Origin of the sequence: Dyadobacter koreensis (assembly GCF_900108855.1) — a bacterium.
Taxonomy (GTDB): domain Bacteria; phylum Bacteroidota; class Bacteroidia; order Cytophagales; family Spirosomataceae; genus Dyadobacter; species Dyadobacter koreensis.
The window spans coordinates 755,306-767,546 of sequence record NZ_FNXY01000004.1 but is presented as its reverse complement, the minus strand read 5'-3'; the positions used below and the strand labels follow the sequence as shown (position 1 = coordinate 767,546).

The 12,241-nt window shown below is 42.7% G+C and carries 14 protein-coding genes; 11 read left to right on the top strand and 3 right to left on the bottom strand.

Annotation, left to right across the window (positions count from 1 at the left end; translation table 11 throughout):
* Nucleotides 1-598 precede the first annotated feature (598 nt).
* A complete protein-coding gene (locus BMY70_RS15490; RefSeq protein WP_090336598.1) occupies nt 599-871 on the top strand; it encodes an Arm DNA-binding domain-containing protein in 273 nt (90 codons plus the stop codon).
* A 350-nt stretch (nt 872-1,221) separates the two neighbouring features.
* On the opposite strand, the gene BMY70_RS15485 is transcribed toward BMY70_RS15490, so the two are convergent.
* Together BMY70_RS15485 and BMY70_RS15480 are read right to left on the bottom strand one after the other, a co-directional pair.
* Complete coding sequence (locus BMY70_RS15485) at nt 1,222-2,286, bottom strand: transglutaminase domain-containing protein (protein ID WP_262485748.1); 1,065 nt, start codon at nt 2,284-2,286, stop codon at nt 1,222-1,224.
* Nucleotides 2,287-2,350: 64 nt separating this feature from the next.
* On the bottom strand, nt 2,351-2,833 hold the full coding sequence (locus tag BMY70_RS15480) for a helix-turn-helix domain-containing protein (protein ID WP_310590643.1): 483 nt from the start codon (nt 2,831-2,833) through the stop codon (nt 2,351-2,353).
* 128 nt (nt 2,834-2,961) lie between these two features.
* Here BMY70_RS15480 and BMY70_RS15475 point away from each other — a divergent pair, with 128 nt between their 5' ends.
* Genes BMY70_RS15475 through BMY70_RS15465 form a run of 3 tightly spaced genes read left to right on the top strand, consistent with a single transcriptional unit; the run spans nt 2,962 to nt 7,633 of the window.
* Entirely contained in the window at nt 2,962-3,834 is an 873-nt protein-coding gene (locus BMY70_RS15475; RefSeq protein WP_090336403.1) for a HEPN domain-containing protein, read from the top strand.
* A gap of 12 nt (nt 3,835-3,846) precedes the next feature.
* Nucleotides 3,847-7,311 carry a DEAD/DEAH box helicase gene (locus BMY70_RS15470; RefSeq protein WP_090336401.1) on the top strand — a complete coding sequence of 1,155 codons (3,465 nt, stop codon included), beginning with the start codon at nt 3,847-3,849 and terminating at the stop codon, nt 7,309-7,311.
* A 7-nt stretch (nt 7,312-7,318) separates the two neighbouring features.
* On the top strand, nt 7,319-7,633 hold the full coding sequence (locus tag BMY70_RS15465; protein ID WP_090336400.1) for a helix-turn-helix domain-containing protein: 315 nt from the start codon (nt 7,319-7,321) through the stop codon (nt 7,631-7,633).
* Nucleotides 7,634-8,118: 485 nt separating this feature from the next.
* On the opposite strand, the gene BMY70_RS15460 is transcribed toward BMY70_RS15465, so the two are convergent.
* Nucleotides 8,119-8,277, bottom strand: coding sequence for an ATP-binding domain-containing protein (locus BMY70_RS15460; protein WP_090336398.1), 159 nt, complete (start codon nt 8,275-8,277; stop codon nt 8,119-8,121).
* On the opposite strand from BMY70_RS15460, the gene BMY70_RS31550 reads away from it, so the two are divergent.
* The 7 genes from BMY70_RS31550 (at nt 8,276) to BMY70_RS15440 (ending at nt 12,194) form a co-directional block, all read left to right on the top strand.
* A complete protein-coding gene (locus BMY70_RS31550; RefSeq protein WP_310590642.1) occupies nt 8,276-8,458 on the top strand; it encodes a hypothetical protein in 183 nt (60 codons plus the stop codon). The two genes, BMY70_RS15460 and BMY70_RS31550, sit on opposite strands and share 2 nt — an antisense overlap.
* On the top strand, nt 8,459-8,806 hold the full coding sequence (locus tag BMY70_RS31545) for an FAD-dependent oxidoreductase (protein ID WP_310590644.1): 348 nt from the start codon (nt 8,459-8,461) through the stop codon (nt 8,804-8,806). It begins immediately after the preceding gene.
* Nucleotides 8,695-8,925 carry an FAD-dependent oxidoreductase gene (locus BMY70_RS31540; protein ID WP_310590641.1) on the top strand — a complete coding sequence of 77 codons (231 nt, stop codon included), beginning with the start codon at nt 8,695-8,697 and terminating at the stop codon, nt 8,923-8,925. The genes BMY70_RS31545 and BMY70_RS31540 overlap by 112 nt, the downstream gene beginning before the upstream one ends.
* 161 nt (nt 8,926-9,086) lie before the next feature.
* Nucleotides 9,087-9,455: a MarR family transcriptional regulator gene (locus BMY70_RS31315; protein ID WP_229209627.1), complete on the top strand. Its 369-nt coding sequence runs from the start codon at nt 9,087-9,089 to the stop codon at nt 9,453-9,455.
* A gap of 18 nt (nt 9,456-9,473) precedes the next feature.
* Nucleotides 9,474-10,295: an ROK family protein gene (locus BMY70_RS15450; RefSeq protein ID WP_229209626.1), complete on the top strand. Its 822-nt coding sequence runs from the start codon at nt 9,474-9,476 to the stop codon at nt 10,293-10,295.
* 175 nt (nt 10,296-10,470) lie between these two features.
* Complete coding sequence (locus tag BMY70_RS15445; protein ID WP_090336396.1) at nt 10,471-11,064, top strand: RNA polymerase sigma-70 factor; 594 nt, start codon at nt 10,471-10,473, stop codon at nt 11,062-11,064.
* Between the two features lie 146 nt (nt 11,065-11,210).
* Nucleotides 11,211-12,194 (top strand): FecR family protein, encoded by a 984-nt coding sequence (locus BMY70_RS15440; protein ID WP_090336394.1) that lies wholly within the window; start codon nt 11,211-11,213, stop codon nt 12,192-12,194.
* Nucleotides 12,195-12,241: the final 47 nt, after the last annotated feature.

The following is a 12,241-nucleotide window of genomic DNA, read 5'->3' as shown; positions in this document are numbered from 1 at the left end:
CAAAAAGTGAGGTTTTAGCGAACTATGAAAGCAAAAAAGCCCCTCAACTTTTATTGAGGAGCTTTTGTACCCCTTCCCGGAATCGAACCGGAGTTGGTTGTAATAAACTTGACGCTCGTCAATAACCAACTACGCAATTTTTAAACTATCCAAAAAGGTCAAAAAGTCGATCAAGTGTTCGAGTGCGATCTCTTCAGGCCTTCAAAACGCAACTCCAATTGTCGGGAATGGCGTTTTGCAGAGTGACAGAGATTTGAACACCTAGATCACTATTCGCTCGCTGGGTAAACTTCCTATCAGTATTAAATCATCATAAAAGTGGTTCGAGATTTGTACCAGCGGGATCACTCCAAACAGTATCAAAAGACAGTAAACTCCTGCAAATCAAAAAATTGCAGGAGTTTTGTTTTTGGAAAGTACCTCAAAATATTCAATAATTCTCAAAAAAAAGGTGAGTGATTCGGTGAGTCAATTCCAGCATTCTCAAACTCACCAGAATTGACTTAACCAATTGTACCATAGCTTGTTCATGAAATGGACATCTTGTGCTGCCGGATTTGCAAGACTAACTTTGTTTAACCTTTTAACTATAAAAGTTATGAAGACAAATTTCAGTCTGCTTTTCTATTTGAAAAAGCAAAAGAACTATGAAAGTGGTGAGGTGCCGGTTTATCTGAGGATTACAATTAACTCCAAAAGAGCAGAAATCGCAACAGGAAGGCAATGCGATCCTAAACGGTGGAATGCTAAATCCGGGAGGATGTCAGGAAGTAGAGAAGACGTGCGTGGAGAATTCGGATCCATTGAGCACCCCAATTCGGAAATTGAGGACAGGTCGTTTCGGTTGAAATTGACCAGTTTAAGTAAATGATTGATAATTGTTTAGCGTATAGCCAGTAATAGTCTGTTGATGGTCAGTCTGCCACGGAATTATATGGTTAACGCGTCCGAATTCTCCAGTATTGATTTTGAAAGCGCCATGCATAATTTCGAAGTTAGTCATTTTAATTATCGGAGGGTATTTCTGGTTTTGAATTGGAGCTTATCAGTTCAGAGCGGAAGTCGCCTTACCCTGGCAAGGCTAGCGGTCGCAAACGCAGAAAAGAAACCTCAGAGTAAGTAACTTTTGCCTAGGAGTGCTTATAATTCAGTGCTCCCGGGTATGCTTGCTGGATCCGCCCGATGCATATCTGGAATATGCACCAGCAATCAACCCTTGGATTATCTTTTATAAAAATGGGATAGCCTGAACGGCTTTTTCGTAGAAAGGTACTTGCTCACAAACTCATCTTCCGCACTAATAGATTTTTCTGTTTCAGAAATTTTGGTTTTAAGCTCAGCAATGTATCGTATGGCATCCGGCTCCTGTGACTTGATAGTTTCTAGTAACGCTGCACAAGACTGAACATTGGACTTCAATAAATCCATAGTGTTGCTTAGCTGCGGATCAGACCATTGAGGTTTTCTAAACTGTTTGTTTTTTGCAGTAATATAAATGTTGTACTGAATGATCACTGAGCTGAGGGAATTGTTTACTAATTTCAGATTCTCAGAGAGGGTGTTGTAAGATATATTTCGCTCTAAATTTTTGGTATACTGCTCAATCAGCTTGTTTGTAATCCCCGCACTCTGTATGCGTGCAAGTCTTGATATAAGAGCTAGGTTTTCAGGTTTTGATATATCGGCTGTAATTGAATCCTGAAAATTATAATTATTGGACTTTACAGAGGTAAAGTCGTTGGCTTTGATCTGGTGGTTGGAAAGCGGTGGGTTTAACAACTGCCAGATAGGATCAAAAGGAATATGGGTAAGAATAAACTCACGCGGTAGAACCTTATACCAAGTGTAGTTGAGGTCCTTGACAAACTGGAAATTTCCATCAACGGTGCCAGAAGACCATGTCGGATCATACAGATACCAGCCCTTCGAAGTTCTCACAGCATTCCATGCGTGAGCCACCTTATCATTTATTTTCGTTGGGCCTTTTACATAGCCCGAAACGGTGTAAGATTCATAGCCAGCACGCCTGAGAAGCGCATTAAAAAGCTCAGCATAGTGCTCACAAACACCCTTGCGCCTTCTAATTGTCTCCAATACAACTGACTTTGATGACCAGTGAAGTTGATAACTGGGTTGAAGCATCTGAGCTTTTTCAGTATCGTACTGTATCTCATCTGCCACATAGTCAAAGATCGACCTTATTGTGTCTGATTTATACTTGATAATGCTTAGTACAGAATCGAGCTCCGCTGTCTGGGCCGTGGACAGTAATGGGCATATCAGCAATGAAAATGCGTAAATGAATCTATTGATGTGCCTTAAAGGGATCAATGCAACCAGAATTTAATAGTTACGCTCTGTCTTTACCATTGTTGAGAAGCGTTTGAAGCAATTCGACTTTTTCCTTTTCTGATTGAAGCAGACGTTCATACAACTTCTTGTTTTCTTCAAGCGCTTCTACCCATTTGTCAACAGGATTAAAGTTGAGTGTACAATTGTTGTTGATCGAACCAGCATTGTCGTGTAAAGTACTGGCAATAATGTTGATCGCGACTTCTTCACTGAAGTTTTTGATTGCATCAGAAGGAACCTTCAAAATCTCGGCTACCTGTTCAAGAATATCTTGCTCGATCTCCTCCTTTTGCTCCAAAAGTGAAATCCTTTTCTGACTCCATTCCTCACCCATCTCAAAGGCAAGGCCTTCCTGTTTTATACCAAGCATTTCGCGGAAACGTTTGATGTTTCTGCCATGATGTATTTTGCCGGATTTGTCACCTGTCATATTCATAATAGCAAGATAGTTGCTTTTAAGCAAATCTGCAAAAAAATGCACCTGATTGACTGTTTGGCATATTTTATCCCCGTCAGCTTCTAAAATAGAAAATTCAGGAATGGTTTATACACCGGCCGCGTGCTTATTTCACTGCGTCTTTTATTTTGGATGGTAAAGTAAGGCGTGTTATGCTAGACGGTAAACTATTAAATGAAGTTCAGAAACAGGATCTTTCCCGCATTGTTGAGCTAATCAACCAGAAGTTTGCGGTCGAACACATCTTCCTGTTTGCTTTCGGTCAAACAGTATCTGTGGCTTGCGGTTGTTTTACTGCCGACCATTCTTCGGATAAAAAATCCTATTGCCTGATGGTGACTACGATTTTTATGCAATGCCAACAACATTCAATGCAAGATTTTCTGAATAATCATCTCCCTGAAATGCAGGTAACGGTTTTATGCCATTCCAGTGGGAAAGTGCGTCAGCTGCTTGGAGAATCAAATCGTTTTTTTACACGCATATTTAAAAGTGGGCTACTGCTGTACACCACCGGTGGTTACAATACCCTGTCATTTCAACCCGATACTACCCCGGCTGCCGACTTTGATGAGGCGCAGAAATACTTTGCCCATCACAGCTCGCTGGCCGAGGGGTTTCTAAGCTCGGCACGTGAACGGTTTTCAGGCCAGGATTACAAACTGACACTATTTTTTCTACATCAGGCAACCGAACAGACAGCCATTGGATTGATCAGGGTCTGGATGGGATATCGGTTTAATATCCATCATCTTGGAAGATTACTTGAACTCTGCTACTATTTCTCGCCAAAGATCTCCGAGATCTTTGCCACCACTGAGCAGGATCAGATGCTGCTTCGAAAACTAAACCGCGCTTACATCGGTGTCCGCTACCGAAACGATTTTACAGTGACCGCCCAGCAGGCACAAATGCTCCTTTCGAAAACAGAAACCTTCGCTGGCCTGAGTGACTCGCTATGTCACGCTAAGCTGGCGCTGCTGCGAGATCAGGCCGAGATGGCCAGCTTACCTGTCACATTTTAAACTCCTAACGCTATGAATAAAGCTGCTCGTCCAGATCTTGCCCTTGTGGAGCGTACCGCCGATATGGATTACATTCTCCCATTCGGTGATGAAGCCTTTACCCTCAGTGAAGAAACCATAGAAAGCCATTACATACCTGTCAATGCCATACGAAACAATAAACTGGGTTTCTTTGATATTACTTTTGTCAAGTTCTGTCATCCAGCAATTGATCTTGATGTAGCTTTCGGAAAATCAGTTAGACGTATACATCTGACTATCGCCCCTTCAAATCTTTCCGTTAGCTGCGACTGTGGCTGCCAATCAGAAAAGCTATGTATCCATGCTTATAAAACACTTGTGACGCTGATTGACCGGAGGGGGCAGAAGTATTTTTCAAAATTTTATAAACCTGAACAGATTGGTCTGGCAGAACATTATCCAGGGTTTTTTCAGGTAAAAACAACCATTGATGGTGTCAGTATCCATGCAAACGAACAGCTTGGGTCCGTTTACATGCCTGATGAAATAAGTACCGATCGGAAGATTCGGGGTTGCGATGAATATCTTTCGGGACCTGTGACCCATGATCAGCTTGGTTACTGTATTTATACCATTTACCGGCAGGACCATCTGCCTTTTCTTGCTGGTTTTCTTGGACAACTACTCAACGATGGATCTGACATCAAATCTTTTAGCACACTCTTTCAGACCAGTGCAGCACCAGATCACATCGCATTCACCGATCAGCAGCTAATGCTAAACGCAATCGGATCACAAATCCAATCAGTAAATGAACAGTTGGGCCAGACAGAAGTTGAAATCAGCACATCAAACCTGACTGCACTTGCCATAAAATACAATAGCCCAACAGTTTCTAACACTGATCTTCTGCGCCAGTGTCTGCTTGGTCTGTGGTCACGGGCACAAAAGCTGCTATCTGATGAGCATTTCGTGATTCGTTACAGTGATGGCCGCAAGATCGCCTATAATCACAAACCTAAAAAAGGGTACACCCGTCCATTCAGGGCGGCTGATTCTGAACTGTCTATAACCTTTACACTGACCCAGCACCAAGGTTATTTTCAGCTTCATCTCAATTTGATCGTTGGTGGGCAATTTCTGGACTCCTATGAGCTATTCCCTGCAAAAGACCCTCTTTTTGTCTTGGATAATAGCAGCAAGGTACATTTATTGCCTTCCAATTTGAGAGATCTTGATCTGATTACCGCGCTGAGATATACCGGTTTTAACCTCACGGTCATGGACATACATTTACAGCAGTTCAACGCGCAAGTACTACGGTGGCTCTGCTTACATTACCCGGTACATTTTGACTTTGCCACCGGCCTGGATCAAAGAGACTTGGTTATTGAGCAAAGACAGGTATTCATTTTTCAAAAAGGAGATAGTATTTGCCTTGAGCCGCAAGTCTTGTATAAAGATGGCATTGTGCTACCGGTGCTGACTGGTGGGACTGGCTGGTTTGAATTCAATAAGGATCGTCCGGATGTTTTTGTGCGTGAGAAGACAAGCGAAACAGAGTTCGTTGATCTGATCAAAACAATGCACCCCAATTTTGCAAGTCAGTCTTGCAAAATTGGGAGCTACTTCTCACTGCCGAAGAAAAAGGTTCTTCAAACCGGTTGCCTTTCCGATATCCTCTCATTACTAAAAGAAAACGGGATCACAGTTCTAGGGCTTGAAGATACTGCTGAGCTGTCGGATTATCTTAATACAGTTGATATCCGTTTGAACATCCATGCAGACAAAGACTGGTTTGAGATTACATTGAAAGCAGCCTGCGGAGCCGCTGTGGTAAGCATCGAAGCGCTCAGAGAAGCGGTTTTGGAAAACAACGGTCAGCTGAACTTCAAAAATGGCACCCGCGCAGCTATCTCACCGACCTGGCAAAAAAAGTTGAGGCAAGTTCTTTCTTTCGGCCAAACTACCAAGTCAGGTCTTCGGCTCTCCGGTTTTCACTACAAGCTTGTGGATGAGCTATATGATCAGCAAAGCCGGCAGCAACTGAATCAGTTTTTCGAGAACTGCAAGAAAAAGGTAGCTGATAGCATAGAGGCGATAGAAAGTGTTGTCCCTGATTCGGTACGGGCGACACTGCGCCCGTACCAGAAAGAAGGCTACAACTGGCTGTTGTTTCTGAGAAATAACGGCTGGGGAGGCATTCTGGCTGATGATATGGGGCTTGGGAAGACTTTGCAGGTCTTAACGCTTTTACAAAAAGTGTATCATAACGGAGTACATACAAGGCCGAGCCTGCTAATCGTACCGACCTCGCTTCTGTTTAATTGGCAGCAGGAAGCTAAAAAGTTTACACCAGATCTTCGTGTGATCCGCTATCACGGTGCATTCAGACAACAGCAGGCTTCACAGCTCGATTCCGGCGACGTTATTTTAACTACTTACAAAACGGTATTGAATGATATCGACATACTAAAATCTGTCGAGTTTGAATATGTAATCATTGATGAAGCGCAGGCAATCAAAAACCCTTCCTCTCAACGCTACAAAGCTGTCAGTATCCTGGATGCGCGCAGCAAGCTGGCCCTGACGGGCACTCCCGTCGAAAACAGCGGAAGTGACCTTTACGCCCTGATGAATTTTGTTAACCCGGGCATACTGGGAAACCTGCGAGGTTTCAACAAATTGCTCTCCCCAAAGGCACAAACAGAAGACAAAACTCATTTGCAAAAAGTGATCAATACTTTTATTCTGCGTCGTACCAAGCAACAGGTAGCCAAAGACCTGCCAGAAAAAACCGAAATGGTCATTTACTGTGAAATGGAAGAGGAGCAGCGAGCAGTTTACGAAGCATACAGAGTCCGTTACCAGAATGCCCTTAAAGATAAGGTGAATGAAACCGGCTCAGGCAACTCAAAACTTTATGCTCTGGAAGGGCTGATGAAACTGAGACAAATCTGCAACGCGCCTGCGTTGGTGAATCATCAGACTGATCCGGCAGCCGTGCCGGCCAAAATCAAAGAACTCATGCGCCGACTGAAAGAAGTCACTCCTCACCATAAGGTATTGGTATTTTCAAGCTTTACCGGATTTCTCGGGTTGATCAAACAGCAACTGGAAATCTCTCAAATCGAATATGCCAATCTGGATGGTAAAAGCAGAGAAGATCAAAGAAGCAAGATGGTTCAGCGCTTTCAAACCGATGATGATACCCGCGTATTTCTAATAAGTCTGAAAGCAGGCGGAACAGGGCTGAATCTAACCGCAGCAGAGTACGTCTTTCTCGTTGATCCATGGTGGAACCCTGCCGCTGAATCGCAAGCCATTGACCGATGCTACCGCATCGGACAAAAGAATAAGGTTATGGCTTATAGAATGATTTGCAAGGATACTCTGGAGGAAAAAATTCTGAATATGCAGGAGCAGAAGCGGCAACTTGCTAATGAGCTCGTTTCGGACGGAGGCGGTCCGCTGCACGCTATGAGCCAGCATGATATTATTGAATTGTTTAATTAAACTACAAATGGAACAAATAGAACCGTTAACCGTCAAAATATCCCTTCCTGAGCAGCAAATCCAGCTCATTAATGAGCTAAAGCTAGTTTGCGAAAAGCTTCTAGCTTCGAATCTTAATACCCTCTGGCTTACAGAGCCTCAGGCCGCGCATAGATTAAAAGTCTCGATGACAACTATCCGCAAGTGGCGTAATGACGGATTGCTACGCTATTTTGCTGAAGGTCACAATATTCGTTACCGAATGGATTACCTTGATAGTGACTTTGAGGCAAGAACCCTGGTTCAGGGCTTTCGGACCAGCCTTAATCCTTGCAAGACTTAGTCAATTTTCACCGGCATTTTCGTCAGCTTCTGGAACATAAACATTTTTGCAAAACCCGAAATGCTTGCAGCTACCGGGTTCGTTGCAATCTTGCCAGATTTCGACCATCTGAAATCCCAGTTGGAAAAGCATATTACCAACTGGTCAGGTGACTCGACCTTTATTACCGTAGGACAATTACGCACAGTCTGACCGTTTTCATTCCTGGTATATTTCTGGTCATGTCATTATTTAATTACCAAACTCTATCCGCAGAAGACGAATTCGCGGTCTGACTTTTTCGATTAACATAATTAGGAGTTATAAAAAACATAGCCATCAAATAAGCAAATATTCTAATTTGCTCTAAAAGTCCTTTTTGTGGTTCGAAACATAAATGCTATTCTAGTCTGGATAATTTGGAAGCTCTGGCCTCCCGAATTCTCCATCCTTTAGCAATAAAGTAATGGTACAGAATTTACTGAAAGTAGTTTGATTACCCCTGTTTACTTGCCGGTTTGGCGTAACAGATATGCAAGCGCAGTTTGTCTGGCGGCTGAATTCTGTTTATTGACCGTCATAGCCAGCGCTTTTTTGGTACCAACAAAAACGACCAGTTTTTTCGCTCTTGTAATTCCGGTGTACAAAAGATTCCGAAACAGCATGCCAAAATGCTGTGTGACCAAAGGAATGATAACGGTCTCAAAATCACTGCAGTTGAGCCTTTCTCTTTTGTACTGGCTTCAGGCCGAAGCCCCTCGTCCCGACGGTGGAAAAGGCTGGCCGGGAATCAGGTTGAGAAAGGATATGATGGGTACTGAAGATGGATTGGCAAAATATCCGTAGATCCGGGAATCACTGCGAATTGAAGCTGTTTTTACCGTTAAGGAAGAGCATGTTGGTGCAGAAAACCGCGAGATGGTTACCGGTAAAAAAGAAGGAAACAAAGCAGCAGAATTTTACGATAGTGTAGGCGTGGGATATTATCATATTGATCTTCACCCAAGTACTGCCGGAGACACCTACATCGATTTGGTTCGCTTCCTTTTCAGATTCCACTGGGAGCGCTTTTGCCGCAAAAAATGGAGAATCTTCTTCCCGCAAATAAAAACATCGGCACCAAACATATCACCAACGGTTGTTACCGCCTGCATCCGGTGGAATGGAGTATCGGTGAATCGGTTGGTCTACTGATTAAATATGCTTTGGACAAAAAAGTAATCCCCAGGACGGTACGTGAAAAGCAGGGTCTGCTGACGGATTTTCAGGGTTTTATACGGAAACAAGGTATTGAAACGGAATGGCCGAAATAGAAGAAATTATATCAGAAAATTAATAAAGTCGCTATGTCCCGTGCGAACTTGCTAATCTATTGGGGTGAATAACATTTTACTTTTAGAAATTGTAAGTAAAAAAAGTGAATTTAATTCCTTAAAGTAAGTGAGTTTGGAAGAATGATCAGTTATAAAAATATATGAGTCGAACGATTCGATTGGTGGGTGCAGGTGGTAAAAAGAGTGATCCCAAGAAAGTTATTCTCGGGTATTTTGCAAACAATGAAAATACGACGATTCCGGATCTGAGTAAGGAACTGGATGTGAGCGTGCCAAAGATCACTTCTTTGGTCAGCGAGCTTTTTCAGGAAGGACTTATTAAAGATTACGGAAAAATAGAATCAACCGGCGGAAGAAAGCCGAATCTTTACGGAATCGTACCCAATTCGGCTTTCTTCATCGGTGTGGATGTAAAGCAAAGCCATATCAATATTGGTTTGTCCGACCTGCAAAAAAATCTGGTACGGATAGCTGAAAAGCTGCCTTTTAAACTGGATAATACGCAGTAGTCGCTCGAAGCGCTTTGCGTGTACATTCAGGATTTTATAGCGAAGCTTGAAGCTCCGGTCGACAGTGTTTTGGGGATTGGTCTCAATCTTTCCGGAAGGATCGTTTATACTACCGGGCATAGTTACAGCTTTTTTCATTTTGATGAAAATCCGCTAGCGGGTGTTATTCAGGTAAGAGTCGGTATTCCGGTTTTTCTGGAAAATGATTCCCGCGCCAGGGCTTACGGAGAGTTTAGTGCAGGTGCAGTGGAGGAAGAAAAAGACGTTCTTTTCCTGAACCTGGATTATGGGATCGGGGTTGGAATTCTGTTCGACGGACAGGTTTGTTATGGTAAGTCCGGTTATGCCGGAGAGGTAGGGCATATGCCGATTTTCGACAACGAGCGTATTTGTCATTGCGGAAAAAAAGGTTGCCTGGAAGCGGAAGCATCCGGCTGGGCCCTTACCCGAATGTTCCGAGAAAAACTGGCAGAAGGATCTTCTTCCGTAATCACATCGGTAAAAGGAATAAATTCTGAAGACATTACGATGGATAATATTATCGAAGCCGCGCTGAATGATGACGTGCTTGCTATTGAGCTGATCGCCAGGGTAGGAGAAAATCTGGGTAGAGGTATCGCTGCGCTGATCAACGTTTTGAATCCGGAACTGGTTGTATTGGGCGGTAGTCTGATCTCGACGGGCGATTACCTTTATTTACCTATCAAAACAGCGTTGAACAAATATTCACTAAGCCTTGTCAATAACGATTCACAGCTAAAAATGTCAAAACTAGGCGAGCGGGCCGGTATTCTCGGTGCCTGTCTGCTTGTCAGAAACCGCCTGCTGGAAATTGAATAAATAAAAGTGATGTGTGTAAGAGGGTTACAGATGTCCTAAAATAAATTTACTTTGGCATCTGTGCTTTTATCAAATTTTTAAAAATGCAATATTAACAGAATGTTATTTCCTTGAAGTATTTTGTAATACAAAACTGATTTACCGAAATTGCGGACATTAAAGCTGCTAGACTTGCATGGTACAATTTCCGGACAGTGTTTATACCGATGAAGAATTATTAACCTTGCTGCAGCAGGGTAGCAGGGATTCTTTTGAAATTTTGTATAAAAAATACTGGAAGCAGCTTTTTAATTCCGCTTACAAAAGGCTGCAATCACGTGAAATTGTTGAGGAACTAGTACAGGACATATTTGTGGATCTGTGGTCCAAAAGAGAAGTTCTGGAAATTCATTCTTCCCTTCAGGCGTATCTTTTTACAGCACTTCGCTATAAATTATTCAGCTATTTCCGTTCTCAGTTTATCAAAAAAAAGCACGTTGAATATGTTCTTCACCATTCGGAAGGATACGAAAATTTTGTAGAAGATCAGCTCTACTATGAAGAACTTGCCCATGCGCTTGAAAACAGCGTGGAAACTCTTCCAGAAAAATACAAAACAGTTTACCTGTTGAGCCGGAACCAGAATCTTACGTATAAGGAAATAGCCGCCCATCTGAACATGCCCCTCGATACGGTTGAAAAGCAAATGGGGAAAGCGCTGAAGCTGCTTCGGATAAAGCTTAAAGATTACGCCTGGATTGCTGTTCTATGCGCAGGGCTGAGTAATTAATTTTTGCTTTTTTTTATTTTTAAGTTTCTCATTATCAGATATATGTTGGTTAAGTGGTCTTCAAAAGAAAATATTTCTCATTTTTTTTGGCGGTAGTATCTGGGTAAAGCGACATCGTTTTTAGAAACAATAACGCAACCAATTGAATGTCTAAGGAACGTTTACAATATCTTCTCAATCAACATCAGGCAGGCTTAGCATCGTCTCTGGAAATCGCCGAGCTGGAAAGCTGGTATCTGGCTTTTGAAGAAAAGGAAGATTTTACCGATACGCTCAGTGAAAGCGCAAAGCTGGCTGCGGAAAAAACGTTGTTTAACAAAATCAATGCAAAAATTGATGCCGAGGCTATTCCAGACCTAATCTTTACAAAACCTGTTAAAAAAATTACTTTCCGGAGCAGGCTTTCCGGAATTGCCGCTGCAACGGTTGCACTTTTACTTGTTGGTTATGTTGCCTATCAGTTTTATCAAAAGCCGGAGTTGATGCATCAGTCAACCGCATTTGGTGAAACGCGTACGGTAATGTTGCCCGATGGCTCAACCGTTATTCTGAACGGAAACTCGGAAATTACGTATCCTTCAAAATGGAACGAAGGTGGAAGCCGGAATGTATCGCTGGATGGTGAAGCCTATTTTCAGGTCATTCATACTAAAGATCACCGAAGGTTTACTGTTAAAACTTCTGACGATTTCAGTATCCAGGTACTTGGTACCCGATTCGTTCTTTCCAAAAGGAAAAGTGGTACACGTGTTGTTCTCAATGAAGGGAGAGTACAGTGTAATCTGGGGAAAGACGAAAAGGATACCTTAGTTCTCAGGCCGGGAGAGTTGGTAGAGTTCAGTAAAAAGTCATCGCAATACACACGCAAGAAGGTGCAGCCATCGCTGTACTCTGCCTGGAAAGATCATTTGCTGGTCTTTGATAACACCCCTTTAAAAGATGTAACGACTATCCTTGAAGAAACCTACGGGTTGGTTGTAAAAGCAGACCATCAGAAATTGCTGGAAAGAAAGATCTCCGGTTCGGTGCCGACGGGCAACATCAGGATCTTGCTGGAAGGTATTGCGGAAACATGTAACGTAAAGGTGCGTCAGGAGGATAACAACATTTATATATCTGACAACGACTAAATAATTTCTCATCGTTCAAACTGTAATTCTGGCTAAAATAACATAGC

What these genes read in the sequence shown, in the direction of transcription:
- BMY70_RS15490 (WP_090336598.1), top strand. Translation starts at nt 599, where the DNA reads ATGAAGACAAATTTCAGTCTGCTTTTCTATTTGAAAAAGCAAAAGAAC.
- BMY70_RS15475 (WP_090336403.1), top strand. Translation starts at nt 2,962, where the DNA reads ATGCTAGACGGTAAACTATTAAATGAAGTTCAGAAACAGGATCTTTCC.
- BMY70_RS15470 (WP_090336401.1), top strand. Translation starts at nt 3,847, where the DNA reads ATGAATAAAGCTGCTCGTCCAGATCTTGCCCTTGTGGAGCGTACCGCC.
- BMY70_RS15465 (WP_090336400.1), top strand. Translation starts at nt 7,319, where the DNA reads ATGGAACAAATAGAACCGTTAACCGTCAAAATATCCCTTCCTGAGCAG.
- BMY70_RS31550 (WP_310590642.1), top strand. Translation starts at nt 8,276, where the DNA reads ATGCCAAAATGCTGTGTGACCAAAGGAATGATAACGGTCTCAAAATCA.
- BMY70_RS15460 (WP_090336398.1), bottom strand. Translation starts at nt 8,277, where the DNA reads ATGCTGTTTCGGAATCTTTTGTACACCGGAATTACAAGAGCGAAAAAA.
- BMY70_RS31540 (WP_310590641.1), top strand. Translation starts at nt 8,695, where the DNA reads ATGGAGAATCTTCTTCCCGCAAATAAAAACATCGGCACCAAACATATC.
- BMY70_RS31315 (WP_229209627.1), top strand. Translation starts at nt 9,087, where the DNA reads ATGAGTCGAACGATTCGATTGGTGGGTGCAGGTGGTAAAAAGAGTGAT.
- BMY70_RS15445 (WP_090336396.1), top strand. Translation starts at nt 10,471, where the DNA reads ATGGTACAATTTCCGGACAGTGTTTATACCGATGAAGAATTATTAACC.
- BMY70_RS15440 (WP_090336394.1), top strand. Translation starts at nt 11,211, where the DNA reads ATGTCTAAGGAACGTTTACAATATCTTCTCAATCAACATCAGGCAGGC.